The sequence below is a fragment of the Vibrio sp. 378 genome, from assembly GCF_033339435.1.
This window is the reverse complement of record NZ_JAWOUO010000645.1, coordinates 1-658: the sequence shown is the minus strand read 5'-3', so window position 1 is coordinate 658 and position 658 is coordinate 1. Positions and strand designations below refer to the sequence as shown.

The 658-nt window shown below is 46.7% G+C and carries 1 protein-coding gene; it reads left to right on the top strand.

Annotation, left to right across the window (positions count from 1 at the left end):
- Nucleotides 1–658: electron transport complex subunit RsxC (gene rsxC / locus R7Q48_RS28040; protein WP_318133581.1), on the top strand; the 658-nt coding region annotated here is incomplete at both ends.

Sequence of the window (658 nt, the reverse complement as noted above, 5' to 3'; positions counted from 1 at the left end):
AAGATAACAAACCAGATGCCATTAAAGCACTGGAAAGTGCCGCGCTGAACAAGGACATTGTTATTCGAGTAATCCCGACGAAATACCCGTCGGGCGGTGAAAAGCAGCTGATAAAGATTCTGACCAACAAGGAAGTTCCTAGCGGCTCTATCCCTGCAGATATTGGCATCTTGGTTCAAAACGTCGGTTCTTTATACTCAATTAAGCGCGCTATCATCGATGGCGAGCCAATGATCGAACGTGTCGTTACGTTAACAGGTAAAACCTTTAAACAGCCTCGAAACGTATGGGCGCTCTTGGGTACCCCAGTTCAAGCACTGCTCGACGAATTCGGGTACAAAGCCGATAAAAAACTTCAGCGTTTGATCATGGGCGGACCAATGATGGGCTTTACCCTGCCCCACTCACAGGTTCCTATCACCAAAACGGCGAACTGTATTTTAGCTCCGACTCGTCACGAGATTTCAGCTCATCAATACGAGATGGAATGTATACGTTGTGGTCAATGTGCGGAAGCTTGTCCTGCATCTCTACTGCCACAGCAGCTTCAATGGCATGCTAAGGCCGAAGAATATGACAAGCTAGAAGAACTAAATCTAAAAGATTGTATCGAGTGTGGCGCTTGTGCGTTTGTTTGTCCAAGTGAAATTCCACTGGT